This is a genomic window from Streptomyces sp. NPDC046831 (genome assembly GCF_040645305.1).
In the GTDB taxonomy this organism is placed as follows: Bacteria; Actinomycetota; Actinomycetes; order Streptomycetales; family Streptomycetaceae; genus Streptomyces.
In genome coordinates this window covers 129,605-154,266 of the sequence record NZ_JBEYXZ010000007.1, presented here as the reverse complement: position 1 = coordinate 154,266, position 24,662 = coordinate 129,605, and the positions used below count along the sequence as shown (strand labels likewise).

At 74.0% G+C, this 24,662-nt stretch carries 24 protein-coding genes; 17 read left to right on the top strand and 7 right to left on the bottom strand.

Going from position 1 to position 24,662, the window contains the following annotated elements:
* Positions 1–46: 46 nt before the first annotated feature.
* The 4 genes from ABZ920_RS09570 (at position 47) to ABZ920_RS09555 (ending at position 2,868) form a co-directional block, all read left to right on the top strand.
* Entirely contained in the window at positions 47–1,630 is a 1,584-nt protein-coding gene (locus tag ABZ920_RS09570; protein ID WP_361500805.1) for an acyl-CoA carboxylase subunit beta, read from the top strand.
* 17 nt (positions 1,631–1,647) lie between these two features.
* The gene (locus tag ABZ920_RS09565) at positions 1,648–1,857 is read left to right on the top strand and encodes an acyl-CoA carboxylase epsilon subunit (RefSeq protein ID WP_361500803.1); all 210 of its coding nucleotides are present in this window, start codon (positions 1,648–1,650) and stop codon (positions 1,855–1,857) included.
* A gap of 230 nt (positions 1,858–2,087) precedes the next feature.
* The gene (locus tag ABZ920_RS09560; protein ID WP_361500800.1) at positions 2,088–2,216 is read left to right on the top strand and encodes a hypothetical protein; all 129 of its coding nucleotides are present in this window, start codon (positions 2,088–2,090) and stop codon (positions 2,214–2,216) included.
* Between the two features lie 31 nt (positions 2,217–2,247).
* Positions 2,248–2,868 (top strand): nucleoside triphosphate pyrophosphatase, encoded by a 621-nt coding sequence (locus ABZ920_RS09555; protein WP_361500797.1) that lies wholly within the window; start codon positions 2,248–2,250, stop codon positions 2,866–2,868.
* 271 nt (positions 2,869–3,139) lie between these two features.
* Here ABZ920_RS09555 and ABZ920_RS09550 read toward each other — a convergent pair whose 3' ends face one another.
* The gene (locus ABZ920_RS09550; protein WP_361500795.1) at positions 3,140–3,712 is read right to left on the bottom strand and encodes a hypothetical protein; all 573 of its coding nucleotides are present in this window, start codon (positions 3,710–3,712) and stop codon (positions 3,140–3,142) included.
* Between the two features lie 373 nt (positions 3,713–4,085).
* Between ABZ920_RS09550 and ABZ920_RS09545 the strand changes: the two genes are divergently transcribed.
* Positions 4,086–5,858: a biotin carboxylase N-terminal domain-containing protein gene (locus ABZ920_RS09545; protein ID WP_361500792.1), complete on the top strand. Its 1,773-nt coding sequence runs from the start codon at positions 4,086–4,088 to the stop codon at positions 5,856–5,858.
* 175 nt (positions 5,859–6,033) lie between these two features.
* Here the strand turns inward: ABZ920_RS09545 and ABZ920_RS09540 are convergent, their stop codons facing one another.
* Positions 6,034–6,984, bottom strand: coding sequence for a DeoR/GlpR family DNA-binding transcription regulator (locus ABZ920_RS09540; RefSeq protein ID WP_361500789.1), 951 nt, complete (start codon positions 6,982–6,984; stop codon positions 6,034–6,036).
* A gap of 172 nt (positions 6,985–7,156) precedes the next feature.
* On the bottom strand, positions 7,157–8,605 hold the full coding sequence (locus ABZ920_RS09535; RefSeq protein ID WP_361500786.1) for an NAD(P)H-quinone dehydrogenase: 1,449 nt from the start codon (positions 8,603–8,605) through the stop codon (positions 7,157–7,159).
* 105 nt (positions 8,606–8,710) lie between these two features.
* On the opposite strand from ABZ920_RS09535, the gene ABZ920_RS09530 reads away from it, so the two are divergent.
* The 3 genes from ABZ920_RS09530 (at position 8,711) to ABZ920_RS09520 (ending at position 12,786) form a co-directional block, all read left to right on the top strand.
* On the top strand, positions 8,711–9,148 hold the full coding sequence (locus ABZ920_RS09530) for a gamma-glutamylcyclotransferase (RefSeq protein ID WP_361500783.1): 438 nt from the start codon (positions 8,711–8,713) through the stop codon (positions 9,146–9,148).
* A gap of 338 nt (positions 9,149–9,486) precedes the next feature.
* A complete protein-coding gene (locus ABZ920_RS09525) occupies positions 9,487–10,311 on the top strand; it encodes a purine-nucleoside phosphorylase (RefSeq protein WP_361500780.1) in 825 nt (274 codons plus the stop codon).
* Positions 10,312–11,139: 828 nt separating this feature from the next.
* Positions 11,140–12,786, top strand: a complete 1,647-nt coding sequence (locus tag ABZ920_RS09520; protein ID WP_361500777.1) for a phospho-sugar mutase — start codon at positions 11,140–11,142, stop codon at positions 12,784–12,786.
* A 436-nt stretch (positions 12,787–13,222) separates the two neighbouring features.
* Here ABZ920_RS09520 and ABZ920_RS09515 read toward each other — a convergent pair whose 3' ends face one another.
* Complete coding sequence (locus tag ABZ920_RS09515) at positions 13,223–13,894, bottom strand: PH domain-containing protein (protein WP_361500774.1); 672 nt, start codon at positions 13,892–13,894, stop codon at positions 13,223–13,225.
* Positions 13,895–14,136: 242 nt separating this feature from the next.
* On the opposite strand from ABZ920_RS09515, the gene deoC reads away from it, so the two are divergent.
* From deoC to ABZ920_RS09500, 3 genes are read left to right on the top strand one after another with little or no spacing between them, the layout of a single operon-like run.
* The gene (deoC, locus tag ABZ920_RS09510) at positions 14,137–15,126 is read left to right on the top strand and encodes a deoxyribose-phosphate aldolase (RefSeq protein ID WP_361500994.1); all 990 of its coding nucleotides are present in this window, start codon (positions 14,137–14,139) and stop codon (positions 15,124–15,126) included.
* A gap of 5 nt (positions 15,127–15,131) precedes the next feature.
* A complete protein-coding gene (locus ABZ920_RS09505) occupies positions 15,132–16,607 on the top strand; it encodes an aldehyde dehydrogenase family protein (RefSeq protein WP_361500771.1) in 1,476 nt (491 codons plus the stop codon).
* Positions 16,600–17,484 (top strand): aldehyde dehydrogenase family protein, encoded by an 885-nt coding sequence (locus ABZ920_RS09500; RefSeq protein WP_361500768.1) that lies wholly within the window; start codon positions 16,600–16,602, stop codon positions 17,482–17,484. The genes ABZ920_RS09505 and ABZ920_RS09500 overlap by 8 nt, the downstream gene beginning before the upstream one ends.
* 83 nt (positions 17,485–17,567) lie before the next feature.
* Here ABZ920_RS09500 and ABZ920_RS09495 read toward each other — a convergent pair whose 3' ends face one another.
* A complete protein-coding gene (locus ABZ920_RS09495; RefSeq protein ID WP_361500765.1) occupies positions 17,568–17,966 on the bottom strand; it encodes a hypothetical protein in 399 nt (132 codons plus the stop codon).
* Positions 17,967–18,092: 126 nt separating this feature from the next.
* On the opposite strand from ABZ920_RS09495, the gene ABZ920_RS09490 reads away from it, so the two are divergent.
* Positions 18,093–18,737, top strand: coding sequence for a uridine kinase (locus ABZ920_RS09490; protein ID WP_361500762.1), 645 nt, complete (start codon positions 18,093–18,095; stop codon positions 18,735–18,737).
* 219 nt (positions 18,738–18,956) lie between these two features.
* On the opposite strand, the gene ABZ920_RS09485 is transcribed toward ABZ920_RS09490, so the two are convergent.
* The gene (locus ABZ920_RS09485) at positions 18,957–19,772 is read right to left on the bottom strand and encodes a SigE family RNA polymerase sigma factor (protein ID WP_361500759.1); all 816 of its coding nucleotides are present in this window, start codon (positions 19,770–19,772) and stop codon (positions 18,957–18,959) included.
* Positions 19,773–20,032: 260 nt separating this feature from the next.
* Between ABZ920_RS09485 and afsQ1 the strand changes: the two genes are divergently transcribed.
* From afsQ1 to ABZ920_RS09460, 5 genes are all read left to right on the top strand, one after another.
* Positions 20,033–20,710: a two-component system response regulator AfsQ1 gene (gene afsQ1, locus ABZ920_RS09480; RefSeq protein WP_361500756.1), complete on the top strand. Its 678-nt coding sequence runs from the start codon at positions 20,033–20,035 to the stop codon at positions 20,708–20,710.
* The gene (locus tag ABZ920_RS09475) at positions 20,707–22,341 is read left to right on the top strand and encodes a HAMP domain-containing sensor histidine kinase (protein WP_361500753.1); all 1,635 of its coding nucleotides are present in this window, start codon (positions 20,707–20,709) and stop codon (positions 22,339–22,341) included. The genes afsQ1 and ABZ920_RS09475 overlap by 4 nt, the downstream gene beginning before the upstream one ends.
* Positions 22,338–22,982, top strand: a complete 645-nt coding sequence (locus ABZ920_RS09470) for a hypothetical protein (RefSeq protein WP_361500750.1) — start codon at positions 22,338–22,340, stop codon at positions 22,980–22,982. The genes ABZ920_RS09475 and ABZ920_RS09470 overlap by 4 nt, the downstream gene beginning before the upstream one ends.
* Before the next feature lie 87 nt (positions 22,983–23,069).
* Entirely contained in the window at positions 23,070–23,651 is a 582-nt protein-coding gene (locus ABZ920_RS09465; protein WP_361500992.1) for a VanZ family protein, read from the top strand.
* Between the two features lie 264 nt (positions 23,652–23,915).
* Positions 23,916–24,116 carry a PspC domain-containing protein gene (locus tag ABZ920_RS09460; protein WP_361500747.1) on the top strand — a complete coding sequence of 67 codons (201 nt, stop codon included), beginning with the start codon at positions 23,916–23,918 and terminating at the stop codon, positions 24,114–24,116.
* Between the two features lie 79 nt (positions 24,117–24,195).
* Here the strand turns inward: ABZ920_RS09460 and ABZ920_RS09455 are convergent, their stop codons facing one another.
* The gene (locus tag ABZ920_RS09455) at positions 24,196–24,612 is read right to left on the bottom strand and encodes an ATP-binding protein (protein ID WP_361500744.1); all 417 of its coding nucleotides are present in this window, start codon (positions 24,610–24,612) and stop codon (positions 24,196–24,198) included.
* Positions 24,613–24,662 lie beyond the last annotated feature (50 nt).

Below are 24,662 nucleotides of genomic sequence, written 5' to 3'. Positions count from 1 at the left end.
ATGAGTAACCGTCCCCCCTTTTGAGCAGGCAGGGAGCCGCATCCCGATGTCCGAGCCGGAAGAGATCGACATTCACACGACCGCTGGGAAACTCGCGGACCTCCAGCGCCGTATCCAGGAAGCGACACATGCCGGCTCGGAACGCGCTGTGGAGAAGCAGCACGCCAAGGGCAAGCTGACGGCACGTGAGCGGATCGAGCTGCTGCTCGACGAGGACTCCTTCGTCGAGCTCGACGAGTTCGCCCGGCACCGCTCCACCCACTTCGGGCTGGAGCAGAACCGCCCGTACGGGGACGGCGTGGTGACCGGGTACGGCACCGTGGACGGCCGCCCCGTCGCGGTGTTCTCGCAGGACTTCACCGTCTTCGGCGGCGCCCTCGGCGAGGTGTACGGGCAGAAGATCGTCAAGGTGATGGACTTCGCCCTGAAGACCGGCTGCCCGGTCATCGGGATCAACGACTCCGGCGGCGCCCGCATCCAGGAGGGTGTGGCCTCGCTCGGCGCGTACGGCGAGATCTTCCGCCGCAACACCCACGCCTCGGGTGTGATCCCGCAGATCAGCCTGGTCGTCGGGCCGTGCGCGGGCGGTGCGGTGTACTCGCCCGCGATCACCGACTTCACGGTCATGGTCGACCAGACGTCGCACATGTTCATCACCGGCCCCGACGTCATCAAGACGGTCACCGGCGAGGACGTCGGCTTCGAGGAGCTCGGCGGCGCGCGGACCCACAACTCCGCCTCCGGCGTGGCCCACCACATGGCCGGGGACGAGAAGGACGCCATCGAGTACGTCAAGCAGCTGCTGTCGTACCTGCCGTCCAACAACCTCAGCGAGCCCCCGGCCTTCCCGGAGGAGGCGGACCTCGCCGTCAGCGCCGAGGACCTGGAGCTGGACACGCTCGTCCCGGACAGCGCGAACCAGCCGTACGACATGCACACGGTGATCGAACACGTCCTCGACGACGCCGAGTTCTTCGAGACGCAGCCGCTGTTCGCGCCGAACATCCTCACCGGCTTCGGGCGGGTGGAGGGCCGGCCGGTCGGCATCGTCGCCAACCAGCCGATGCAGTTCGCCGGCTGCCTGGACATCGACGCCTCCGAGAAGGCCGCCCGCTTCGTGCGCACGTGCGACGCCTTCAACGTCCCGGTGCTCACCTTCGTCGACGTGCCCGGCTTCCTGCCGGGCGTCGGCCAGGAGCACACCGGCATCATCCGCCGCGGCGCCAAGCTGATCTTCGCCTACGCCGAGGCCACCGTCCCGCTGATCACGGTGATCACGCGGAAGGCGTTCGGCGGCGCGTACGACGTCATGGGCTCCAAGCACCTGGGCGCCGACCTCAACCTGGCCTGGCCGACCGCGCAGATCGCCGTGATGGGCGCGCAGGGCGCGGTGAACATCCTGCACCGCCGGACCATCGCCGAGGCGGAGGACGCCGACGCGACGCGGGCGCGGCTCATCCAGGAGTACGAGGACACCCTCCTGAACCCCTACGTCGCGGCCGAGCGCGGCTACGTCGACGCCGTCATCATGCCGTCCGACACCCGCGCCCACATCGTGCGTGGTCTGCGTCAGCTGCGCACCAAGCGGGAATCCCTGCCTCCGAAGAAGCACGGCAACATCCCCCTCTAGGCCTGCTGGGAGCGGACATGACGATCAAGGTCGTACGAGGAAATCCGACCCCGGAGGAGCTCGCCGCCGCCCTGGCGGTGGTCCGGGCGCGCGCCGCGGCGGCGGCCGCCCTGCCGCCCGGCGCGCCCCGACCGCGCGACTCCTGGGCGGACCCGGCGCGCCTGGCCGGGGCCCGGGTGCCCAGCCCCGGGCCCTCGGCGTGGGCCCGCACCTACTGGCCGGGCTGAGCCGGTCCGCGGCACGGCGTGACGCCCCGGCGGGAATCCCCGCCCGGGAAACCGGCGGCCGCCCCCGCCCGGCGAAGTCCGTCCGGGTGCAGGGCGGCCACCGGCGTCGTGTGCCGCCACGGCGGTCCGCGGGCCGGGCCGGCAGCATGCCCTCGATCGTCCGGCCGGGCACCCAAGTTGAGTACGCGTACTCAGGCGCCGGAGCCCGTCCCGGCCGGACGATCGAGGGCATGCTGTGGTCCGACCCCGAGAACGAGCCGCCCGAGGAACTGCGTGCCACGCAGGAGATGGTGCGGCGGCTGGGCGTTCTCATGGCCCTCGGCATGGTGCTGGCCATGGTCGTCATCGGTCTGAGGTGAGGCCGTCCCGCCGCGCCGATACGCTGACCGCATGACAGATCAGCCGCGCCGCCGACTCGTGCTCGCTTCCCAGTCCCCCGCCCGGCTCGGGCTGCTGCGCCAGGCCGGACTGCATCCCGAAGTGATCGTGAGCGGCGTCGACGAGGACGCGGTGTCCGCACCGACCCCCGCCGAACTGGCGCTCGCGCTCGCCGAGGCGAAGGCCTCCGTGGTGGCGGCCAAGCCCGAGGTGCACGGCGCGCTGGTGATCGGCTGCGACTCGGTGCTCGACCTCGACGGGCAGGCACTCGGCAAGCCCGCCGACGCGGAGGAGGCCGCCGCGCGCTGGAAGGCGATGCGCGGGCGGGCCGGGACGCTGCAGACCGGGCACTGCGTCTGGGACACGCGCAGCGGGCGCCACGCCTCCGCCACCGCCTCCACCGTCGTCCACTTCGGCGAGCCGACGGACGAGGAGATCGCCGCGTACGTCGCCTCGGGCGAGCCGCTGTACGTCGCCGGCGCCTTCACCCTGGACGGCCGTTCGGCCCCGTTCATCGACGGCATCGAGGGCGACCACGGCAACGTCATCGGCATCAGCCTGCCCCTGGTGCGGCGGCTGCTGGCCCAACTCGGCGTGGGCATCACCGACTTGTGGGCGCCGGCGGCGGACTGAGCGCCAGGGCCTGTGCCGAGTTCCGCGCCGTCCGCGTGGAGCGCGGGCGCTGCGGCGTTCGGCGCGTGCGATCGGCGCGTGCGATCGGCGTGCGGTGCCGCGTGGCGCGTGCGGCCGGCTTACGGTGCCGCGGCGATCGGTGCGTGCGACCGGCTCGCGGTGCCGCGGGTTCAGGTGACGGAGCCACCTTTCCCGCGGCACCGTGCGGCGAGCGTGCGTGCCGGGCGCCGGGGCGCGGGCGGGGAACCCGGAACAGGCCCCGAGGGGGCGCTCAGGAGGCGCTGGGCTCCGCCGGAGGGGTGAGCGGGGCGTGGCGGCCGCCGTCCGCGGGGCCCGTCCCGCCCTCCGCCGGTCCGTGACCGGCCGGGCCGCCTGGGCCGGCCGGCACGTCGCGCGCGGGGTCGTCGCCGTCCTGCGGCCCGTCGCCCGGCACCGGTCCGGCGGGGCCTGCCTCGGCCCGGTCGTACGTCATCAGCAGCAGCACGATGAGGCCGAGCACGACCATCATGAACAGGAACGCGGTCGCGCCCACCAGACCCCACGCGAACGCGCCGAGCAGCCCGTGCACCACGGCCGCGCTGATCAGCAGCACGCGGCCGAAGCCGGCGGGGCGGCGGCCGCGCAGGGCGACGAGGAGGGCGACCAGACCGCACACGGCGAAGTACAGCCCGAAGACCACGCCGGCGGCCTTGGAGGACGTCGCCATGGCGTCCGGGTCGAGGCCGGCCAGGGACATGTGCTGCTGGTCGACCATCGTGCCGAGCATCCAGTTCAGCCCCGCCACGCCGACCGCCTCGGCGAACAGCACGACCGCCACCACCCACGCCACCGGCCTGCGCACCACCGGTCCCCACCCACTTCCGCATGTCGTTCCGACGAGCGTGTTACCCCAGGTATGTTCGGGCCGCCCCGAACGCTACTCACCGGTAAACCGGGGGACAAGGGTCCCGCGAACGGCAAAGATTCGTTGGGCCATTCGTAGGGACTCCACAAAGAAACGAAGTGGGCCGCAGCACGCTGCCACAGAGACCTTGACCACACGTGGAAGCTAGGGTTTCCGGGAAGAGGTCCTGCGTACCGCGGTACGACAAGGGATTTCGCGGGTCGAGCGAGCCTCGAATCACGCTCCGTGTGGGCAAGCTCACCATTGGGGACGGGTCGAAGTGCCGTGTCGGCAGTCCCTAAACTCGGCTTGTTTCAAGGAGGGAGCCTCAATCGTGCGCAAGGTGCTCATCGCCAACCGTGGCGAAATCGCTGTCCGCGTGGCCCGGGCCTGCCGGGACGCCGGGATCGCGAGCGTGGCCGTCTACGCCGACCCGGACCGGGACGCTCTGCATGTCCGCGCCGCGGATGAGGCGTTCGCCCTGGGCGGTGACACCCCGGCCGGCAGCTATCTCGACATCGAGAAGGTGCTGAAGGCCGCGAAGGAGGCGGGCGCGGACGCGATCCATCCGGGCTACGGCTTCCTCTCGGAGAACGCCGAGTTCGCCCAGGCGGTCCTGGACGCCGGCCTCATCTGGATCGGCCCGCCGCCGCAGGCCATCCGCGACCTCGGCGACAAGGTCGCCGCCCGCCACATCGCCCAGCGCGCCGGCGCCCCGCTGGTCGCCGGCACCCCCGACCCGGTGTCCGGCGCCGACGAGGTCGTCGCCTTCGCCGAGGAGCACGGCCTGCCGATCGCCATCAAGGCCGCCTTCGGCGGCGGCGGGCGCGGCCTGAAGGTCGCACGCACCCTCGAAGAGGTGCCCGAGCTGTACGACTCCGCCGTGCGCGAGGCGGTGGCCGCCTTCGGCCGCGGCGAGTGCTTCGTCGAGCGCTATCTCGACAAGCCGCGGCACGTCGAGACCCAGTGCCTGGCCGACCAGTACGGCAACGTCGTCGTCGTGTCCACCCGTGACTGCTCCCTGCAGCGCCGCCACCAGAAACTGGTGGAGGAGGCTCCGGCGCCGTTCCTGTCCGAGGAGCAGCTCGCCGAGCTGTACCGGGCGTCGAAGGCCATCCTGAAGGAGGCCGGCTACGTCGGCGCCGGCACGGTGGAGTTCCTCGTCGGCACGGACGGCACGATCTCCTTCCTGGAGGTCAACACCCGTCTCCAGGTCGAGCACCCGGTCACCGAGGGGGTCGCCGGCATCGACCTCGTGCGCGAGATGTTCCGCATCGCCGACGGCGAGGAGCTCGGTTACGACGACCCGGTGCTGCGCGGCCACTCCTTCGAGTTCCGCATCAACGGCGAGGACCCGGGCCGCAACTTCCTGCCCGCCCCGGGCACCGTCACCGTCTTCGCCCCGCCGTCCGGCCCCGGCGTGCGCCTGGACGCCGGCGTGGAGTCGGGCAGCGTGATCGGCCCGGCGTGGGACTCGCTGCTGGCCAAGCTGATCGTCACCGGCCGCACCCGCAAGGAGGCCCTGGAGCGCGCCTCCCGCGCGCTGGAGGAGTTCCAGGTCGAGGGCATGGCCACCGCCATCCCCTTCCACCGCAAGGTGGTCCGGGACCCGGCCTTCGCGCCGGAGCTCACCGGCTCCGACGAGCCGTTCACGGTGCACACCCGGTGGATCGAGACCGAGTTCGTGAACGACATCAAGCCCTTCGCCGCCCCCGCCGAGACGGAGGCGGACGAGGAGGTCAACCGCGAGACGGTCGTCGTCGAGGTCGGCGGCAAGCGCCTGGAGGTCTCCCTGCCCGCGTCGCTGGGGATGTCCCTGGCCCGCACCGGCCTGGCGGCCGGTGCCAAGCCCAAGCGCCGCGCGGCGAAGAAGTCCGGCCCCGTCGCCTCCGGCGACACCCTCGCCTCCCCGATGCAGGGCACCATCGTCAAGGTGGCCGTCGAGGAGGGCCAGGAGGTCAAGGAGGGCGACCTGGTCGTCGTCCTGGAGGCCATGAAGATGGAGCAGCCCCTGAACGCCCACAAGTCGGGCACCATCAAGGGCCTGAGCGCCGACATCGGCGCCTCCGTCACCTCGGGCGCCGCGATCTGCGAGATCAAGGACTGACCCGGCGGCACACGCGCGTGTGAGGAGCCCGGGTGGACGCCGACGGCGTCCACCCGGGCTCCGTGCGTTGCCGTGATTCCCACAGCCGAGCGCCCGCGGCGCGTCCCCGGCCCGGCGCGAGGCCGGCACCCGTCACCGCCGGGATCGCGGTGGGACCCGCGCCGGGCGGGCGCCCTCAGCGCCTGCGCAGGTCCGCCACCCTGGCCCGCTCCGCCGGCGACGACTGGTCGCCCAGGGCCGTGGCCGAGCGGAGGTTCGCGCCGGGGACCTGGCCGCGGCGCGGGCCGGGCAGGGGCACCTCGCGGCGGCGGTCGCGTGCCGGGGCCTGGTCGCCCGGGCTGCCGGAGGCGCCGGCGACGACGATCTGCACGCCCTGGTCGGCCAGGGCCTGCAGCTCGGTGGCCGCGCGGTCGTCGTGCACGGGCGGCTCGTCCGTCACCAGACGGGTGATCAGCTCGGTCGGCACCGTCTGGAACATCGTGTCCGTGCCGAGCTTGGTGTGGTCGGCGAGGACCACCACCTCCGCGGCCGCCTGCACGAGGGCCCGGTCGACCGACGCGGACAGCATGTTGGACGTGGACAGCCCGCGCTCGGCGGTCAGACCGCTGCCGGAGAGGAAGGCCCTGGAGACCCTCAGCCCGTGCAGCGACTGCTCCGCGCCTGAGCCGACGAGGGCGTAGTTCGAGCCGCGCAGCGTGCCGCCGGTCATCACCACCTCCACGCGGTTGGCGTGGGCCAGCGCCTGGGCGACCAGCAGCGAGTTGGTGACGACGGTCAGGCCGGGCACCCGGGCGAGCCGGCGCGCCAGCTCCTGGGTGGTCGTCCCCGCCCCGACGACGATCGCCTCGCCCTCTTCGACGAGGCTCGCGGCGAGGTCGGCGATGGCCGTCTTCTCCGCGGTCGCCAGGTGCGACTTCTGCGGGAAGCCGGACTCGCGGGTGAACCCGCCCGGCAGTACGGCACCGCCGTGGCGGCGGTCGAGGAGTCCTTCCGCCTCCAGTGCCCGCACGTCCCGCCGTACGGTCACTTCGGAGGTCTGGACGACGCGGGCGAGTTCACGGAGCGACACGGCACCGTTCGCTCGCACCATTTCGAGGATCAGTTGGCGACGTTCAGCAGCGAACACGAAACTGACAGTAACCCCGCCGACCGTCTGCTTTCAGCACTTTGCGCCGAATAACAGAAGTTGTTCGCACACCAGGGCACGAGGTGGTATAGAGCCCCCGTACACGCCGCCGCGGCGCCGCGGACGGACCGGCGCCCCCGCCTGGCGACCTGCGGGAAGCCGGCCCCCGGCGTCAGGCCTCGGCGCCCGCCTTGCGGGTGTGGAGCTGCCGCGCCACCTCGGCGATCGAGCCCGACAGCGACGGGTACACGGTGAAGGCCTTCGCGATCTGTTCGACCGTCAGATTGTTGTCGACGGCGATCGAGATGGGGTGGACGAGTTCCGAGGCGCGCGGCGCGACCACGACGCCGCCGACCACGATCCCGGTGCCCGGACGGCAGAAGATCTTGACGAAGCCGTCCCGGATGCCCTGCATCTTGGCGCGCGGGTTGCGCAGCAGGGGCAGCTTGACGCAGCGGGCGTCGATCTTGCCGGCGTCCACGTCGGCCTGCGTGTAGCCGACGGTGGCGATCTCCGGGTCGGTGAAGACGTTCGAGGAGACCGTCTTCAGGTTCAGCGGGGCCACCGCGTCGCCGAGGAAGTGGTACATGGCGATGCGCCCCTGCATCGCGGCCACGGACGCCAGCGCGAACACACCGGTCACGTCACCGGCCGCGTACACGCCCGGAGCCGTCGTCCTGGACACCTTGTCGGTCCAGATGTGACCGGACTCGCGCAGCTTGACGCCGGCCTCCTCCAGTCCCAGCCCGGCGCTGTTCGGGATGGCGCCGACGGCCATCAGGCAGTGCGAGCCGGTGATGACCCGGCCGTCGGCCAGCGTCACCTCGACCCGGTCGCCGACCCGCTTGGCGGACTGGGCGCGGGAGCGGGCCATGACGTTCATGCCGCGGCGGCGGAAGACGTCCTCCAGCACGGCGGCGGCGTCGGGGTCCTCGCCCGGCAGCACGCGGTCGCGCGAGGACACGAGCGTGACCTTGCAGCCGAGCGCCTGGTAGGCACCGGCGAACTCGGCGCCGGTCACGCCGGAGCCGACCACGATGAGCTCCTCGGGCAGCTCGTCGAGGTCGTAGACCTGCGTCCAGTTCAGGATGCGCTCGCCGTCCGGCTGGGCGTCGGGCAGCTCGCGCGGGTGACCGCCGGTCGCGACGAGCACGGCGTCCGCCGTGAGCGTCTCCTCGGTGCCGTCGGCGGCGGTGACGACGACCTTGCGCGAGCCGTCGAGGGCCTGCATGCCCTCCAGCCGGCCGCGGCCGCGCATGACCCGGGCGCCGGCGCGCGTGACGGAGGCGGTGATGTCGTGCGACTGGGCGAGCGCCAGCCGCTTCACGCGGCGGTTGACCTTGCCGAGGTCCACGCCCACCACGCGGGCGGCCTGCTCCATCGGCGGCGTGTCGTCCGCGACGATGATGCCCAGCTCCTCGTACGACGAGTCGAAGGTGGTCATCACCTCGGCGGTGGCGATGAGGGTCTTGGACGGCACGCAGTCGGTCAGCACCGACGCCCCGCCCAGGCCGTCGCAGTCGACGACGGTCACCTCCGCGCCGAGCTGCGCGGCCACCAGGGCCGCTTCGTATCCGCCGGGTCCGCCACCTATGATCACGATCCGAGTCACGTACCCCATTGTCCCGCACCGGCCGCCGTGCTATCGCCGGGGGGCGAACACGGGTGCGTTCTGTTACCCGCGAGACGGACGAGCCGCGGGTGCCCCCTGCCGTAGTCTCGGTCCATGTCGCTCTACGCCGCGTACGCCGGCAATCTCGACGCCCGGCTGATGACCCGCCGCGCCCCGCACTCGCCGCTGCGCGCCACGGGCTGGCTGAACGGCTGGCGGCTGACGTTCGGCGGCGAGCACATGGGCTGGGAGGGCGCGCTGGCGACGATCGTCGAGGACCCGCTGTCCCAGGTCTTCGTCGCGCTGTACGACATCGCTCCCATGGACGAGGAGTCCATGGACCGCTGGGAGGGCGTCGGCCTCGACATATACCGGCGCATGCGGGTCCGCGTCCACACGCTGGACGGCGAGGAGCCGGCCTGGGTGTACGTCCTCAACGCCTACGAGGGCGGCCTGCCGTCGGCCCGCTACCTGGGCGAGATCGCCGACGCGGCGGAGTCGGCGGGCGCCCCGTACGACTACGTCATGGAGCTGCGCAAGCGGCCCTGCTGAGAGCTGGGCGCTGCCTCTTCCCGGAAGGCGCGCGCCGGTTCTGCGAGGGGGCGTGCCCGCTTCCGCCAGGGGCGGAAGCCTCTGCCCCGTGGGGATGCGCGCCGGCCCGGTCGGGGATCACGCGCCGCTCTTCCGGGGGCGGGAGCGGCTCCTCCGAGGTAATGTGCACCGGCCCGCCTCGGGGCGCGCGCCGCCTGTCGCCTGTCGCCTGTCGCCTGTCGCCTGTCGCCTGTCGCCTGTCGCCTGTCGCCTGTCGCCGGAAACGACAAGACAACGATCGCCGTCCCGCGACCTCTGAGATCTACGCGCGTAGGCGAAGACCGGCTACCCTCGTGCGCGTGAACGCATCTCTTCTTCCGGACGACCGCCAGGGCGACCCGTACGCCGCCGCCGACGCAGCCGCCGCGCGCCTGCGCGAACTGACGGGCACCGAGACCCACGACGTCGCCCTCGTGATGGGCTCCGGCTGGGCACCGGCCGTGGACGCCCTCGGCGAGCCCGAGGCGGAGCTCCTGGTCACCGATCTGCCCGGGTTCCCGCCGCCGGCGGTCGAGGGACACGGCGGCAAGATCCGCTCGTACTCCATCGGCGACAAGCGTGCGCTGGTCTTCCTCGGCCGCACCCACTACTACGAGGGCCGCGGGGTCGCCGCTGTCGCCCACGGCGTCCGCACGGCCGTCGCCGCCGGCTGCAAGACCGTCGTCCTGACCAACGGCTGCGGCGGTCTGCGCGCCGGCATGCGGCCCGGCCAGCCGGTCCTGATCAGCGACCACATCAACCTCACGGCGACCTCGCCGATCGTGGGCGCGAACTTCGTGGACCTCACCGACCTGTACTCGCCGCGGCTGCGCGCCCTGTGCAAGGAGGTCGACCCCACGCTGGAGGAGGGCGTCTACGCCCAGTTCCCCGGCCCGCACTACGAGACGCCGGCCGAGATCCGCATGGCCCGCGTGATCGGGGCGGACCTGGTGGGCATGTCCACGGTCCTGGAGGCCATCGCCGCGCGCGAGGCCGGGGCCGAGGTGCTGGGCATCTCCCTGGTCACGAACCTGGCGGCGGGCATGACGGGGGAGCCACTGAACCACGAGGAGGTCCTCCAGGCCGGCCGCGACAGCGCCACCCGCATGGGGTCCCTGCTGGAGCAGGTGCTGGACCGCCTGTGACCGGACGCCGGGCCGGCTGACGTTCGTCCGTGGGCCGGGGTACGTGGAGGGCGCCCGTGCGTCCCGGCCGGGCGGGGCGGCCGGCGCCGGGACGGGCACGCCACCGCCCCGAGCTGCCGGGGCCGGGGGACGCTCCCGCCCGAGCCGCCGGGGCCGGGGGGGCATCCCGCCCGAGCCGCCGGGCCAGGGCGGGCTTCTTCCGCGCCGAGCCCGCCGGTGCCAGGGCGGGCACGTTCCGCGCCGAGCTGCCGACCGGGGCGGACGCGCCGAGCCGCCGGGGCCCGGGCGGGCACGTTCCGTGCCGCGCTGCCGACGCCGTGGCGGGCACGCCTCGCGCCGAACTGCAGGCACCCGGGCGGGCACGCCCCGCGCCGGCCCCAGGCACCGGGCGGGCGCGCCAACGTGCCGGGCCGGTACGCGGGCGGGGTTCACACGGCCCGGCGCCGTCCGGCGCCGCTTCCGTCCCCACCCCACCCGGTGGCACGAACGGCCCGCGGCCCGGCACGGTGGCCGCCCGGCCCGCGGCCCGGCACGGTGGCTGCACGGCCTGCGGCGGGACCGCCCGCGCCGGGCAGGTCCGCGTCCGCAGCCGGGCGGAGCCGACGGCCCGCGGGAACGGCCGGCCTGTACCCCGCTGGTCGGCCCGGAGCGGCCTTGGGCCCGTACCGGCCACCCGGCCCGCGTCGCAGGCACCCCGCACCCCCACGCCCGGCACCCCCGCCGGGCACCGGCGGTCCGACGGACACCCGGACCACCCGGACCACCCGGACCACCCGCACGGCCTCCGGTCCCCGGCCGGAGGCACGACCGACACGAGAGGCTGACGCAGTGCACGACGACCTCATCGCGCGAGCCAGGACCTGGCTGGCCGAGGACCCCGACGCGGACACCCGCGACGAACTCGCCCGGATCATCGACGCCGGAGACGTCGACGAGCTCGCCGACCGCTTCGGCGGCACCCTCCAGTTCGGCACCGCCGGCCTCCGGGGCGAACTCGGCGCCGGCCCGATGCGCATGAACCGCGCCGTCGTCATCCGCGCCGCCGCCGGTCTCGCCGCGTACCTGAAGAAGCAGGGGCCGGCCGCCGGGGACGGGAGCGACGGCCTCGTCGTCATCGGCTACGACGCCCGCCACAAGTCCGCCGACTTCGCCCGCGACACCGCCGCCGTCATGACCGGCGCGGGCCTGCGCGCCGCCGTCCTGCCCCGCCCCCTCCCCACCCCCGTCCTCGCCTTCGCCATCCGGCACCTCGGCGCGGTCGCCGGCGTGGAGGTCACCGCCAGCCACAACCCGCCCCGCGACAACGGCTACAAGGTCTACCTGGGCGACGGCTCGCAGATCGTGCCGCCCGCCGACGCGGAGATCGCCGCCGAGATCGACGCGGTCGGCAGCCTGCACGACGTCCCCCGCCCGGACACCGGCTGGGAGACCCTCGACGAGCGCGTCCTCGACGCCTACCTCGCCCGCACGGACGCCGTCCTCTCCGCCGGCTCCCCGCGCACCGCCCGCACCGTCTACACGGCGATGCACGGCGTCGGCAAGGACGTCGTCCTCGCCGCGTTCGCCCGCGCCGGCTTCCCGGAACCCGTCCTCGTCGCCGAGCAGGCCGAGCCCGACCCGGACTTCCCGACCGTCGCCTTCCCCAACCCGGAGGAGCCGGGCGCCATGGACCTGGCGTTCGCGAGGGCCCGGGAGACGGACCCCGACCTGGTCGTGGCGAACGACCCGGACGCCGACCGCTGCGCGGTGGCCGTCAAGGACGGCGCCGACTGGCGCATGCTCCGCGGCGACGAGGTCGGCGCCCTGCTCGCGGCCCACCTCGTGCGGCGCGGCGTGACCGGCACCCTCGCGGAGTCGATCGTCTCGTCCTCCCTGCTCGGCCGCATCGCCGCGAAGGCGGGCCTGCCGCACGAGGAGACCCTGACCGGCTTCAAGTGGATCGCCCGCGTCGAGGACCTGCGCTACGGCTACGAGGAGGCCCTCGGCTACTGCGTCGACCCCGACGGCGTCCGGGACAAGGACGGCATCACCGCGGCCCTGCTCGTCACCGAGCTCGCCTCGCAGCTGAAGGAGGAGGGCCGGACCCTGCTCGACCTCCTCGACGACCTCGCCGTCGAGCACGGCCTGCACGCCACCGACCAGCTCTCGGTCCGCGTGCAGGACCTGACGCTGATCGCCGACGCGATGCGCCGGCTGCGTGAGCAGCCCCCGACCGAACTGGCCGGTCTGCCCATCACCCGGTCCGAGGACCTCACGCGGGGCACGGACCGGCTGCCGCCGACGGACGGCCTGCGCTACACGCTCGACGGCGCCCGGGTCGTCGTCCGCCCGAGCGGTACGGAGCCGAAGCTGAAGTGCTACCTGGAGGTGGTCGTGCCGGTCGCGACGCACGCCGACCTCCCGGCGGCCCGGACGAAGGCCGGCGACCTGCTGGCCGCGATCAAGCGGGACCTCTCGGCGGCGGCGGGCATCTGACCCGCGGGACGGCGGGGCTCCGGCCCCCGGGGAACGGCCGCCGCCGGCCCCGCGACGGAGCGACCGCCGCCCCCATCAGCACGATGGCGTGCCTCTCACCGGAGAGGCACGCCATCGTGCGTTTCGCGGGTCATCGCCCGCACTCACCTGCTCCCGGCGGCACCGCACCGCGCCGCCCGGCCCGCGCGAGTCACGGCCGGCCCGGTCCCCGCCACCGGATCTCCGCGCCGCGTGAGTCGCCTCCGCCGCTTCTGCCGCCGCGGACACGAGCAGCGACCCGGTGCAGAGCACCCCGAGCCGCAGGTCACCGCGCCACACATGCAGCCCGGGCCACAGCGCCGCGCAGGCCACCCGCCGCCGCGTGACCGCCCCGCGGCTCACCCCACCGCGCAGGCCCCCGGCGGCCACCCGCCGCCGGATCACCGCGTCCCGCCGGTCACCCCACCGCGAGCAGGATCGCCAGGACCACCGCACCGGCCAGCGCCGGACCCAGGATCTCGTAGGCCCAGCGCACGGTCACCTCGCCCTGCGCCGACTCGGCGGACTCGCGGGCCTCGGCGAGCTCGCGCAGGTCGTCCATGATCTTGTCGTTCGCGGCGCGGTGGGGCCCGGACTGGCCGGCGGGGCCGCCCCCGAGCCGGCCGGGGACGGCGCCGCGCCCGGGGTCGCGCTCCGCCGCCGCCGCCCGCGCCTCGTTGCGCGCCGCCTTCTTGCGCCCCCGCAGGGAGACGGGCAGGGCCCACATCTGGTACTTGGCGCCGGACTTGGTGAGGGCCTCGTTCGAGTAGCCGGACCGCAGGCCGGCGACCTGCCCCCAGGGCAGCACGATGACGCGGAAGGGGTTGCGGATGCGCAGCCGGTCCTCGTTGGCGTACACGGCGGGCCGCAGCGTGAAGGCGACCACCAGCGGCACCACGAGGATCATCACGGCCAGTGCCAGCCACGGGACACGGCCGCCGCCGTTCATGATCGCGTCCAGGCCGAGCCAGAGCACGATGGCGAGCAGCAGGACACCGCCCGCGATGGCGGCGGAGGACCGGTGCACCTGGTCCTGGTACGCGGGACCCTGCGGCCGCGGGGCCGGGGACTGGGGCTCTGGGGTCGTCATGGTCCCGATTCTGCCCGACACCCCGGCCGGCCCTGGCCACGCGGTGGCGGGGCGCCGGGAGCGGCCGGCCGGGCCCGTGCGGAGCGCCCGTCGACGGGCAGGGGCGCGGCCGTCACCGCTCGTGCCCCGGCGACGGGCGGCCGGCGCACGGCGGCACCCGTCCGGCGCCCGCCGCCGAGCCGTTCGTCCCGGTTCCGGGGGTGTACATCCGCTACGCGCGTAGATATGCTCGGCTGGTGACCATGCCCACCACTGCACCCTCTTCCGCTGCCGAAGGCGTGGGTGGCACCGCCCGCCACACTCTCGCCGACGTCACCGCGTCCGACGGTTCGCTGCGCCGCTTCCTGCACGGGCTGCCCGGCGTCGACGCGGTCGGCCTGGAGGCGCGCGCCGCCTCGCTCGGCACCCGTTCCATCAAGACCACCGCGAAGGCGTACGCCATCGACCTCGCCATCTCGATGGTCGACCTGACGACGCTGGAAGGCGCGGACACCCCGGGCAAGGTCCGGGCGCTCGGCGCCAAGGCGGTCCACCCCGACCCGACGGACCGCGCGACCCCCGCCACGGCCGCGGTCTGCGTCTACCCCGACATGGTGGCCGTCGCGAAGGAGGCCGTCGCGGGCTCCGACGTGAAGGTCGCCTCCGTCGCCACCGCCTTCCCGGCCGGCCGCGCGCCGCTCTCCGTGAAGCTGGCCGACGTGCGGGAGGCCGTCGCGGCCGGTGCCGACGAGATCGACATGGTCATCGACCGCGGGGCGTTCCTCGCGGGCAGGTACCTGAAGGTGTACGACGAGATCGTGGCCGTGAAGGAGGCCTGCGGCACGTCCGCCCGCCTGAAGGTCATCTTCGAGACCGGCGAGCTGTCGACGTACGACAACATCCGCCGGGCGAGCTGGCTCGGCATGCTGGCGGGCGCCGACTTCATCAAGACCTCGACCGGGAAGGTCGCCGTGAACGCGACCCCGGCCAACACGCTGCTGATGCTGGAGGCCGTCCGCGACTTCCGCGCCCAGACCGGCGTCCAGGTCGGCGTGAAGCCGGCCGGCGGCATCCGCACCAGCAAGGACGCCATCAAGTTCCTGGTCCTGGTCAACGAGACCGCGGGCGAGGACTGGCTGGACAACCACTGGTTCCGCTTCGGCGCCTCCTCGCTCCTGAACGACCTGCTGATGCAGCGCCAGAAGCTGGCCACCGGCCGCTACTCCGGCCCCGACTACGTGACGGTGGACTGATCACCATGACCACGGACAACACGACGGAGAAGACCGTGGGCAAGCGGTCGTCCGCATTCGAGTACGCCCCGGCCCCCGAGTCGCGCGCGATCGTCGACATCGCGCCGTCCTACGGCCTGTTCATCGACGGCGAGTTCGCCGAGGCGGCCGACGGCAAGGTGTTCAAGACGGTCAGCCCGGCCACCGAGGAGGTCCTCTCCGAGGTCGCGCAGGCCGGTGAGGCGGACGTGGACCGCGCGGTGCAGGCCGCGCGCCGGGCGTTCGCCACCTGGTCGGCGCTGCCCGGCTCCGAGCGCGCCAAGTACCTGTTCCGCATCGCCCGCATCATCCAGGAGCGCAGCCGCGAGCTGGCGGTCCTGGAGACGCTGGACAACGGCAAGCCGATCAGGGAGACCCGCGACGCCGACCTGCCCCTGGTCGCGGCGCACTTCTTCTACTACGCGGGCTGGGCGGACAAGCTCGGCCACGCCGGCTTCGGCCCCGACCCCAGGCCGCTCGGCGTCGCCGGCCAGGTCATCCCCTGGAACTTCCCGCTGCTGATGCTGGCGTGGAAGATCGCCCCGGCGCTGGCGACCGGCAACACGGTCGTCCTCAAGCCCGCCGAGACGACCCCGCTGTCCGCCCTGTTCTTCGCGGACGTCTGCCGCCAGGCCGGTCTGCCCAAGGGCGTCGTCAACATCCTGCCCGGCTACGGCGACGCGGGCGCCGCGCTCGTCGCGCACCCGGACGTGAACAAGGTCGCCTTCACCGGCTCCACGGCCGTCGGCAAGCAGATCGCGCGCACGGTCGCGGGCACGGCGAAGAAGCTCACCCTGGAACTGGGGGGCAAGGGCGCCAACATCGTCTTCGACGACGCCCCGATCGACCAGGCCGTCGAGGGCATCGTCACGGGCATCTTCTTCAACCAGGGACAGGTCTGCTGCGCAGGTTCCCGGCTGCTGGTCCAGGAGTCGATCCACGACGAGCTGCTGGACGCCCTCAAGCGGCGCCTGGCCACCCTGCGCCTGGGCGACCCGCTCGACAAGAACACCGACATCGGCGCGATCAACTCCGCCGAGCAGCTGGCCCGGATCACCGCGCTCGCCGACCGGGGCCAGGCGGAGGGCGCCGAGCGCTGGTCCCCGGCCTGTGAACTGCCGTCGTCCGGCTACTGGTTCGCCCCGACGCTCTTCACGAACGTCACCCAGGCGCACACCATCGCCCGCGAGGAGATCTTCGGCCCGGTGCTGTCCGTGCTCACCTTCCGCACCCCGGACGAGGCCGTCGCCAAGGCCAACAACACGCCGTACGGGCTGTCCGCCGGCGTCTGGACGGAGAAGGGCTCCCGCATCCTGGCCGTCGCGAACAGGCTGCGCGCCGGTGTCGTCTGGTCCAACACGTTCAACAAGTTCGACCCCACCTCGCCGTTCGGCGGCTACAAGGAGTCGGGCTTCGGCCGCGAGGGCGGCCGCCACGGCCTGGAGGCGTACCTCGATGTCTGAGCGACTCAGTGTGTTCAAGACCTACAAGCTGTACGTCGGCGGGAAGTTCCCGCGTTCCGAGAGCGGCCGGGTGTACGAGGTGAGCGACTCCAAGGGCAACTGGCTGGCCAACGCGCCCCTGTCCTCCCGCAAGGACGCCCGTGACGCGGTGGCCGCCGCGCGCAAGGCCTTCGGCGCCTGGTCCGGGGCGACGGCGTACAACCGCGGCCAGGTCCTCTACCGCGTCGCGGAGATGCTGGAGGGACGCCGGGAGCAGTTCGTGCGCGAGGTGGCCGACGCCGAGGGCCTGTCCCGGGCGAAGGCGGCCGCGGTCGTGGACGCGGCGGTCGACCGCTGGGTGTGGTACGCGGGCTGGACCGACAAGATCGCCCAGGTGATCGGCGGCGCGAACCCGGTGGCGGGCCCGTTCTTCAACCTGTCCTCGCCCGAACCGACCGGCGTGGTGGCCGTCCTGGCCCCGCAGGAGTCGTCGTTCCTCGGGCTGGTCTCCGTCGTCGCCCCGGTGATCGCGACCGGCAGCACCGCGGTCGTCGTGGCGAGCGAGAAGGCCCCGTTGCCGGCCCTGTCCCTGGCCGAGGTGCTGGCCACCTCCGACGTCCCGGGCGGCGTGGTCAACGTCCTCTCCGGCCGCACGGCGGAGATCGCGGCGCCACTCGCCGCGCACCAGGACGTGAACGCGATCGACCTCGCGGGCGCCGACGAGGCCCTGGCGAAGGAGCTGGAGATCGCGGCGGCGGACAACCTGAAGCGCGTGCTGCGTCCACAGGCTGTGGACTACTTCGCGACCCCGGGCACCGAACGCCTCACGGCCTTCCTGGAGACCAAGACGGTCTGGCACCCCACGGGTTCGCTGGGCGCGTCGGGGTCCTCCTACTGAGGCACGCCGGGCCGCCGAGCCGAGAGAGCCGCGCCTCCCCCACGTCCGGGGGAGGCGCGGCTCCGTGCGCTCTGGGGCGGGCGTCAGCCGGCGCCGCCGCCCAGCGACCGGGTCACCGGGCCCGCCACCGGGACGCTCCTCACCGAGGGCGCCTGCGCCACCGGCCCGGTCAGCGTTCTGGTGTTCACCGGCCGGAAGTCGGCGATCTGGGTCTCGACGCCGTTGTCGAGGGGGTCGGCGCCGGTTTCCGCCAGCGGGTTGGGCCTCATGTCGGCGACCGGTCCGGTGACGTGCCCGACCGGGCCGGTCACCGCCGGCAGGCCCGTCTGCGGGCCGGCGCCCTCGGCGGAGGCGGGCCGGCCGCTCTGCGCGGGAACGGCCCCGGCCGTCGTGGCGCCCGCGCCCACGGCGGCGCCGGCAGCCGCGAAGGCGACCAGGGCGCGCCGGGCGGTGGTGCGGGGCAGGGGCAGGTGTCGGGCCATGGTCGTGCCGCCTTCTGATGCTGATCGTGATCAGTGCGGCGCACAGCGTAGTTGAGACGTAACCCACGGTCCAAAGCCGACCCGCGGGGTCGGCAGGACGGCCACCATGCGTCAAACTGGTGTTCCGTGAGCCTTCATCCCCCGTCACGTACCCGCGTCGTGCTGCTCAGCGGCCCCTCGGGTTCCGGCAAGTCCCTCGTCGCCGCCCGCTCCGGTCTTCCCGTGCTGCGCCTCGACGACTTCTACAAGGAGGGCGACGACCCGACGCTGCCGCTGGTGGCGGGGAGTTCGGACATCGACTGGGACCACCCGCGGTCGTGGGACGCCGACGTCGCGGTCGCGGCCATCGAGCGGCTGTGCGCGACGGGCACCACGACGGTGCCGGTGTACGACCTCTCGCTGAGCGCCCGCACCGGTGAGGACACGCTGCACATCGGCGGCACGCGGCTGTTCGTCGCGGAGGGCGTCTTCGCCGCCGAGATCGTCGAACTGTGCCGGGAGCGGGGGCTGCTGGCCGACGCGCTGTGCCTGACGCGCGGGCCCGTCACCACGTTCCGCCGGCGTTTCCTGCGCGATCTGAGGGAGGGCCGCAAGTCGGTGCCGTTCCTGCTGCGCCGCGGCTGGCGCCTGATGCGCGCCGAACGGTCGATCGTCTCCCGCCAGGTCGCGCTGGGCGCCCACCCCTGCGACCTCGACGAGGCCCTGACCCGCCTGGCGGCCGCCGCGGTGCGCCCGGCCAGCGCGGCGGAGAGCACCGCGACCGTCAAGTGACCGGCCGGAACGGTGAGTTGTCCGGGCCGGCGCGGCGGCGCCGGTCCGGGCGCGCACACGGGTGAGCGGGACCGGAGGGACCCCCGGCCCCCCGGTCCCGCTCACCCGCGCCCGCCCGCTCCCCCGTGGGCGGTGCTCCCCCGTCGTCCCCCGTGTCCCCGTTCCCCCCGGGGACCGCTCCCCCGTGGGATCCCCCCGGTCCCCCGTTCCCCGCGGCCTTCAGGCGACCAGTTCGCCGAAGGACTCCTCCTGGTCCCGGCCGAAGCTCAGGACCTCGTCGTCGCGCAGCCGGCGCAGCGAGCGCCAGATGCTGGACTTGACCGTGCCGACGCTGATGCCGAGGATCTCCGCGATCTCCGGGTCGGTGCGGCCCTCGTAGTAGCGCAGGACCAGCATGGTGCGCTGGAGTTCGGGCAGCCGGGCCAGCGCCTGCCACAGGACCGCGCGCAGTTCGGTGCCGCGCATCGCGTCCGTGTCGCCGGGCGTCTCCGGCAGCTCCTCGGTCGGGTACTCGCTGACCTTGCGGCGCCGCCAGGCGCTGATGTGCAGGTTCGTCATGGTGCGGCGCAGGTATCCCCCCACGGCCGCCTTGTCGCTGATCCGGTCCCACGCCTTGTACGTCGAGAACAGCGCGCTCTGCAGCAGGTCCTCGGCCTCGAAGCGGTCGCCGGTGAGGTGGTAGGCGGTGGCGTACAGGGAGGCGCGGCGCTCCTGCACGTAGGCGGTGAACGCCGCTTCGGCGTCCCCGGCCTCCGGCAGGGAGCGACGCTCCCCCGAGCCCTCCCCGTACGCTGCTCCCCCGTGTGCTTCCCCCGTGTGCGCGTCAACCACCGCCATGCGGGGCTGGCGCCCCTGCTGTGCTGCGGCGGTGTGCTGACGCCCGGCGCCGCGGGCGCACCCCCGCGGTCCCCCGAGCTCTCGACTGCGATCGAGCAGGGAGGTGCCCCCCGCGGCACCGGACTTCTCGGAACTCCGGGTCACGTCGTGCAGACGCGTGAGCACTGCGCTGGTGCTGGTGCCGTGCAGCGTGTTCATCTCGCGCCCCCCGTCGTGGAATTCCGGTCTCCGGCCTGTTCCTTGCCGGTGCGGAAAAGCCTGCCGTCGTCTCTTCATGGCCGTGTCCGCCGACTGTCACAGACCTGTCACAGGGGTCCCTCGCGGCGGCGGCGCGGCGGATCGCGGGAAAGAGCGGTACGGCTACGCGGACGCACACCGGGGGCGGTTCGGTTGCGGTGCGGCCTCCCAAGCGCCCCAAGTGTCGAAACACCGGCCCCGCATGGGTCAGAATGAGGCCCGTGCCTTCCCTGTTGCTGATCGAGGACGACGACGCCATCCGGACGGCCCTGGAGCTCTCACTGACGCGCCAGGGACACCGGGTGGCCACCGCTGCCAGCGGTGAGGACGGTCTGAAGCTGCTGCGCGAGCAGCGGCCGGACCTGATCGTGCTGGACGTGATGCTGCCCGGCATCGACGGGTTCGAGGTCTGCCGGCGCATCCGGCGCACGGACCAGCTGCCGATCATCCTGCTGACCGCGCGCAGCGACGACATCGACGTGGTGGTCGGCCTGGAGTCCGGCGCGGACGACTACGTCGTCAAGCCCGTGCAGGGGCGGGTGCTCGACGCCCGGATCCGCGCCGTGCTGCGCCGCGGCGAGCGGGAGGCGAACGACTCGGCGACGTTCGGCAGCCTCGTCATCGACCGTGCGGCGATGACGGTGACGAAGAACGGCCAGGACCTGCAGCTCACCCCGACCGAGCTGCGGCTGCTGCTGGAGCTGAGCCGGCGGCCCGGGCAGGCGCTGTCCCGGCAGCAACTGCTGCGGCTGGTGTGGGAGCACGACTACCTCGGCGACTCGCGGCTCGTGGACGCCTGCGTCCAGCGCCTGCGCGCCAAGGTCGAGGACGTGCCGTCGTCGCCCACGCTGATCCGTACCGTGCGCGGCGTCGGCTACCGCCTGGACGCTCCTCAGTGACGGACGGGCGAGGAGGGGTGCGCGGCTGGGCCGCGGGCCGCAGGGGGACGCTGTCGCGGCTGCGGTTCACCAGCCTGCGGCTGCGGCTGGTCGTCGTGTTCGCGCTCGTCGCCCTGACCGCGGCGGTGTCGGCGTCCGGCATCGCGTACTGGCTCAACCGGGAGGCCGTGCTCACCCGTGCCCAGGACGCGGTGCTGCGCGACTTCCAGCAGGAGATGCAGAACCGGGCCGGCGCGCTGCCGGTGCACCCGTCGCAGGACCAGCTCCAGCGCACCGCCGGCCAGATGGCGGGCAGCAGCCAGCGCTTCAGCGTGCTGCTGGTCGCCCAGGACGCGAGCGGGGCGACGGTGTACGGCGCCTCCGGCGGCCTGAACGGCTTCTCGCTGGAGGACGTGCCGGGGTCGCTGCGCACCGCCGTGGCCAGGAAGCAGCCGCTGTCCTCGGGCAACACCTCGCCGTACCACCTGTACTGGCAGCGGGTCGTCCGGCACGGCACCCCCTGTCTCGTCGCGGGCACGAAGGTGATCGGGGGCGGCCCGACCGGCTACATGGTCAAGTCGCTGGAGCCGGAGGCCAAGGACCTCAACTCCCTCGCCTGGTCGCTGGGCATCGCCACCGCCCTGGCCCTGATCGGCGCCGCGCTGCTGGCGCAGGCCGCCGCGACGACCGTCCTGAAGCCCGTGCACCGGCTGGGTGTCGCCGCGCGCCGGCTCGGCGAGGGCCGGCTCGACACCCGGCTGCGGGTGTCCGGGACCGACGAACTGGCCGACCTGTCCCGGACGTTCAACAACGCGGCGGAGGCGCTGGAGAAGCGGGTGGCGGACATGGCCGCGCGCGACGAGGCGTCCCGCCGCTTCGTGGCCGACATGTCCCACGAGCTGCGCACACCGCTGACCGCGATCACCGCCGTGACGGAGGTGCTGGAGGAGGAGCTGGACTCCGAGAGCGGCGGTGTCGACCCGATGATCGAGCCCGCCGTACGGCTGGTGGTCAGCGAGACCCGGCGGCTGAACGACCTGGTCGAGAACCTCATGGAGGTCACCCGCTTCGACGCGGGCACCGCCCGGCTCGTGCTGGACGACGTCGACGTCGCCGACCAGATCACCGCCTGCATCGACGCCCGGGCCTGGCTGGACGCGGTGGAGCTGGACGCCGAGCGCGGCATCCACGCCCGCCTCGACCCGCGCCGCCTGGACGTCGTCCTGGCGAACCTGGTCGGCAACGCGCTCAAGCACGGCGGGTCCCCGGTGCGCGTCTCCGTGCGGGAGGCCGACGACGAGATCGTCATCCGGGTCCGCGACCACGGGCCCGGTATCCCCGAGGACGTCCTCCCGCACGTCTTCGACCGGTTCTACAAGGCGAGCGCGTCCCGGCCGCGCTCGGAGGGCAGCGGCCTCGGCCTGTCCATCGCCATGGAGAACGCCCACATCCACGGCGGTGACATCACCGCCGCCAACTCCCCTGACGGCGGCGCGGTGTTCACCCTGCGGCTGCCGAAGGACGCGTCCGCGCTGACCGAGGAGGGCGGCGGTCCCGACGGGCCGCGGTCCGCCGCCGGGACCGGCGGCGAGGACAGTGGCGGCAAGGCCCGCAGGAGGACGGCCGACGGCGCGAGGGGAGAGGCCCGGTGAGGGGTGACGGACACCGCCCGGGAGCGAGGGGCGCGAGGGGCGGTGCGCGTCTTCTGCTCGCGCTCCCCGTCCTGGCCGCGGTGCTCACCGGCTGTGGGATCCGGGCCACGGAGGTGCCCACGGACTTCGGTCCCGCGCCCTCCCGGGTGCCCTGCTCCCTGTCCGGTCCGGACGTGCCCGCGCAGGCCCCGCGCGGCATGCCGGTGCAGGTCTTCCTGCTGTGCGGCTCCTCGCTGGTGACGGTCGACCGGACCGTGCGCGTGCCGGCCGGCGCGGTGGACGCCAGGCGGCGCGTGCTCGTGGCGCAGGGGCTGCTCGACCAGCTCGCGCAGAAGCCGTCGGCGGGCGAGCGGGCGGCCGGGTTCAGCACGGACGTGCGCGGCGGGCTGACGGTCACCGGCGCGGGCCCCGGGGACCCCGAGGACACGCTGCGGCTGAGCACGGCGCCCGGCGCCCTCACGTCGTACGCCCTCGGCCAGATCGTGTGCACGTTCTCCGACTCGGCGGCGGCCGAGGGAGACGGTTCGGTGGTCCTCGGCGATCCGGCCGGCGGCGCCCCGCAGCGCTACGAGTGCACCGACGACGTCCGCTCCCGGCCCGGCACCGTGCGGCCGCCGTCGACGGCGGTGACCGGCGGCTGATCCACGGGCCGTCCCGGGCGGCGCGGGCCGCGTCACGGGGGGGGGGACGAGGGAACCGACGGTGCCGTGGGCCGCGTCTTGGGGAGCGTGCAGCGTCCAGGCTCCATCGGCGGCAGCGCCGCGATCCACATCCGTGCGGCAGGGGGTGTCCTCCTCCTCGCGCACCTCGCGCTCGTCGCCTGGCTCTCGCTGCGCCCCCTGGACGTCCCCTGGGTGATGCCCGCGAACCTGCGGCCCCTGGCCACCATCCGGGCGGATCTGGCGCTGGGCCTGCCGGAGGCGGCCCGGCGCATCGGCGGGGGGCTCGCCCTGCTCGCACCGCTGGGCGTACTGCTGCCCATGGCGCACGGCAGGCTCCTCGCGTCCCCGGCCGCGTCGCTCGTCCGGACGGTGGCGGCCGGCGCGCTGCTCTCCCTCGGCATCGCCCTGCTGCAGAGCGGGGTGCCCGGCCGGGTCGTGGACGTCGACCTGCCTCTGCTGAACACCGCGGGCGTGGCCCTCGCCCATCTGGCGGTCGTCCCCGCGGCCCGGTGCCGGCTCCGCCGCAGGGCCGAGCGGCGGCAGCGGACGGCCCTGCGTCAGGACGAGCCGGCTCAGGGTCGGACCCCGACGATTCCCAGGGTCGGGATCGCCCCCTGGAGCGACGCTTTGCCCCCTTCGTCCACGTAGCGTAAGGGGTGCAGAAGCCGAGCGGTCCCACCGGCGGCGGCGACCACCGCGGCCGCCGGGCGGACCCGCTCACCAGTCGGCACCGGCCGGCGGCCAGCGCCCTGCCACGACCACCACGGCACGCCCGCCGTGCGTGCGCCGCGGAGGGCGGTGCCGGGGCCGGGAGGGGGTATGCGTGGCGGCCTGGGGGCCGCGCCGCGATCGCCGTCCCGGCTCCGGCCGGCACCCGGCCGGCCGCGTACGAGTCAATCCGAGGGAGCCACCATGTCCAGCCTTGCCCGTCCCACCAACGGCCGCATGATCGGCGGAGTCTGCGCAGCGCTGGCCCGGCGCTTCGGCACCTCCGCGACGACGATGCGGGTGATCTTCCTGGTCTCCTGCCTGCTGCCCGGGCCGCAGTTCCTGCTCTACATAGCGCTGTGGATCCTGCTGCCGTCGGAGGACAAGGCGCGGACCGCCTGGTGACGGCCTCACCCGCGAACGCCGCCGGGGCGCACCCCTGAGAACCGGGGTGCGCCCCGGGGCGCGTGCTGGGCGGCGCGGCTCAGCCGATCGGCAGACCGTTCACCGGCAGGCCGCCGAGCAGTCCGGCGACCGGCGCGGCCGGGCCGCGGCCGAGGAGGGTCTGCACGAGCGGCGCGACGGGAGCGGGCCCGGGCTGGGCCTTGCGGGCCGCCGCGGGCTGCGCCTTGGCCTTGCGAGCCGCCGCGGGCTGGGCCTTCGCCTTGGAGGCCGCCGCGGGCTGCGCCTTCGCCTTGGAGGCCGCCGCGGGCTGGGCCTTCGCCTCGCCGACTCCGGGCAGCTGGGCGACGTTCCCGGTGGGGAGCGCCTCGCTCGCGGCGCCCAGCGCGCCGGTGGCGTCCGGGAGGGCCGGCGCGGCGCTCGCGGTGCCCGCGGCGGCGGCGGCGAAGGCGGCGCCGAGAACGGCGACACCGAGGGTCCTGGCGGCAGACTGCTTCATGGAGATGCGTCCTTGCATGGATGACGGGGAACTGAGCGGTCCTCGACCGT

Coding starts and splice junctions, on each gene's coding strand:
- ABZ920_RS09485 (WP_361500759.1), bottom strand. CDS start 19,772: ATGAACACGCTGCACGGCACCAGCACCAGCGCAGTGCTCACGCGTCTG.
- ABZ920_RS09555 (WP_361500797.1), top strand. CDS start 2,248: ATGACAGATCAGCCGCGCCGCCGACTCGTGCTCGCTTCCCAGTCCCCC.
- ABZ920_RS09460 (WP_361500747.1), top strand. CDS start 23,916: ATGTCCAGCCTTGCCCGTCCCACCAACGGCCGCATGATCGGCGGAGTC.
- ABZ920_RS09495 (WP_361500765.1), bottom strand. CDS start 17,966: ATGGCCCGACACCTGCCCCTGCCCCGCACCACCGCCCGGCGCGCCCTG.
- ABZ920_RS09530 (WP_361500783.1), top strand. CDS start 8,711: ATGTCGCTCTACGCCGCGTACGCCGGCAATCTCGACGCCCGGCTGATG.
- ABZ920_RS09570 (WP_361500805.1), top strand. CDS start 47: ATGTCCGAGCCGGAAGAGATCGACATTCACACGACCGCTGGGAAACTC.
- ABZ920_RS09505 (WP_361500771.1), top strand. CDS start 15,132: ATGACCACGGACAACACGACGGAGAAGACCGTGGGCAAGCGGTCGTCC.
- ABZ920_RS09455 (WP_361500744.1), bottom strand. CDS start 24,612: ATGAAGCAGTCTGCCGCCAGGACCCTCGGTGTCGCCGTTCTCGGCGCC.
- ABZ920_RS09515 (WP_361500774.1), bottom strand. CDS start 13,894: ATGACGACCCCAGAGCCCCAGTCCCCGGCCCCGCGGCCGCAGGGTCCC.
- ABZ920_RS09535 (WP_361500786.1), bottom strand. CDS start 8,605: ATGGGGTACGTGACTCGGATCGTGATCATAGGTGGCGGACCCGGCGGA.
- ABZ920_RS09565 (WP_361500803.1), top strand. CDS start 1,648: ATGACGATCAAGGTCGTACGAGGAAATCCGACCCCGGAGGAGCTCGCC.
- ABZ920_RS09560 (WP_361500800.1), top strand. CDS start 2,088: ATGCTGTGGTCCGACCCCGAGAACGAGCCGCCCGAGGAACTGCGTGCC.
- ABZ920_RS09500 (WP_361500768.1), top strand. CDS start 16,600: ATGTCTGAGCGACTCAGTGTGTTCAAGACCTACAAGCTGTACGTCGGC.
- deoC (WP_361500994.1), top strand. CDS start 14,137: ATGCCCACCACTGCACCCTCTTCCGCTGCCGAAGGCGTGGGTGGCACC.